Origin of the sequence: Fructobacillus ficulneus, from assembly GCF_001047075.2 — a bacterium.
Lineage (GTDB): Bacteria > Bacillota > Bacilli > Lactobacillales > Lactobacillaceae > Fructobacillus > Fructobacillus ficulneus.
In genome coordinates, this window is record NZ_DF967991.1 from 91,174 (window position 1) to 93,081 (window position 1,908).

The 1,908-nt window shown below is 49.3% G+C and carries 4 protein-coding genes; all 4 read right to left on the bottom strand.

Annotated features, from left to right (window positions below; all coding sequences use genetic code 11):
• Positions 1-191, bottom strand: a 191-nt coding sequence (locus AOQ29_RS07860; protein ID WP_242977374.1) for a phosphoribosylformylglycinamidine synthase subunit PurQ, incomplete at its 3' end; no start/stop codon positions are given.
• Positions 192-211: 20 nt separating this feature from the next.
• Positions 212-460: a phosphoribosylformylglycinamidine synthase subunit PurS gene (gene purS, locus AOQ29_RS02150; protein WP_061992908.1), complete on the bottom strand. Its 249-nt coding sequence runs from the start codon at positions 458-460 to the stop codon at positions 212-214.
• A gap of 15 nt (positions 461-475) precedes the next feature.
• Positions 476-1,228 (bottom strand): phosphoribosylaminoimidazolesuccinocarboxamide synthase, encoded by a 753-nt coding sequence (locus AOQ29_RS02155; RefSeq protein ID WP_061992909.1) that lies wholly within the window; start codon positions 1,226-1,228, stop codon positions 476-478.
• 12 nt (positions 1,229-1,240) lie between these two features.
• Positions 1,241-1,908 (bottom strand): ATP-grasp domain-containing protein (locus AOQ29_RS07865; protein ID WP_242977375.1); only part of this gene is annotated, 668 nt, incomplete at its 5' end.

Consider the following 1,908-nt stretch of genomic DNA (forward strand, 5'->3'; position numbering starts at 1 on the left):
AACTTGGCCACGGCGCCAGACCGTAGGTAGTCGCCGTATGAAAAGCCACCTGGTAGGAAAATCGCATCGTATTCTGACAGGTCTTGGACCTGGTCATCCAACAAATCAACGTCAACGGCAAATGATTCTAAGGCATGGTACATGTCTCGGTCACAATTTGATCCTGGAAATGTAATTACTGCAGCTTTCATGAGCGCCCCTCTCTTTTAAATTAAATCTCTGTTAAGTCGTAGGTATAGGTTTCAGTATTATGGTTAATCAACAAGGCTTCGACGAAGGCTTCAACTTCCTTGGCCACGGCCGCTTCGTCTGCCCCTGACAATTGCACTTGGAAGTACTTGCCTTGGGTCACGGATTCGATACCCTGGTAGTCCAACCGTTCCAAGGCTGATTTAATCACGACACCCTGTGGGTCTAGGATTGATGGTTTGTAAGTCACGTAAATTTTTGCCAAATACATGGTCGCTTGCTCCTCTTATTTCAACGATTCTTCTAAACGGTTCAACACATCTTGGTAACCCAGGCGCAGGTCGCCCTGCTTTTGACGGAAGACATCCTTATCCAAGGACTTACCAGTCTCCTTATCCAAGAGACGCATGTTGTCGGGTGACAATTCGTCGGCTAGGATAATCTGACCATCGGCCAGGCGACCAAATTCCAACTTGTAATCAACGAGGGTGATGTTAATTTTATTGAAGATGGCGACCAGCAATTCGTTGACTTGGTCGGCCAAAGCATAAACGGTTGACAAGTCTTGGCGACTCGCAAAGCCCAAAGAAATTGCCTGGGAATCATTCATGAAGGGGTCATCGAGTTCATCGGACTTGTAGTACAGCTCTTGGACCCGGGGTTCGAGCTTTTCATGAGCCTTAACGCCAAAGCGGGAAACGAAGTGGCCGGCCGTGTAGTTACGGGTAACAACTTCCAAAGGAATGATGGCGACCTTCTTAACCAACTCATCGGTTTCGGAAACCGAACCCAACCAGTGGTGGTTGATCCCTTGGTCGGCCAGGTAGGTAAAGAGCAAGTTGGAAATACGGCTGTTCAAAGCCCCCTTCCCGGCGTACTCTTCCTTGACCTTCCCGTTCAAGGCCGTAACTTGGTCCATGTAGTGCATCCAGATAATGGTGGGATCATTGGTGGCAAAGACCTGCTTGGCCTTGCCTTCATAAATCAATTCGGCTCGTGTAATCGTTTGACCAGCAAATTCAACTGACTCTTCCGTCATTTTCTCTCCCCTTTATTGCAACCCTGCTAAAAATTCTTCTAAGTCTGCTTGCGCCTCTTCACCAACAACGGTGATATGGCCCATCTTCCGGCCCGGTTTGACGTCTGCCTTACCGTAATCGTGGAAGTGCCAAGCGGGATGATTGATGAAGGCCTGCCGGGCGGTGAGCAATTCATCGCCGAGCAAGTTGGCCATCAAGGCCGGACCAACCAAGGTAATGGCTGGGATTGGCAAGCCGACGATGCTGCGGATGTGCCCCTCAAATTGTGAGACATTGCAGGCTTCAATCGTATAGTGACCCGAATTATGGGGCCGCGGTGCCAACTCATTGACCCAAACTTGGTTGCTTTCTTCATTAACGAAGAGTTCAATCCCTAAGACCCCGCGCAAATCCAATTCGTCCGCCAAGGTTTTGGCGATTGCTTGGATAGTTTGGTCGAGGTCAGGTGTAATCGTGGCTGGCACCGTTGAAGTCTTTAAAATGTGGTTTTGGTGGACGTTTTCGGCGATTGGCCAGGTCACTAAGTCGCCCTGTGCCGTTTTCGTCACCATGATGCTGACTTCTTTGGTAAAGGAAATCTTTTCCTCTAAAATCAAGATTCCGCCGGGCCAGTTGGCTTTGATTTGGTCGACATCGGCGGCCGTATTCAAATCAAATTGGCCATGGCCATCATAACCGC

Excerpts from the sequence above, each read along its gene's own strand:
- AOQ29_RS02155 (WP_061992909.1), bottom strand. The coding sequence starts at position 1,228 with ATGACGGAAGAGTCAGTTGAATTTGCTGGTCAAACGATTACACGAGCC.
- purS (WP_061992908.1), bottom strand. The coding sequence starts at position 460 with ATGTATTTGGCAAAAATTTACGTGACTTACAAACCATCAATCCTAGAC.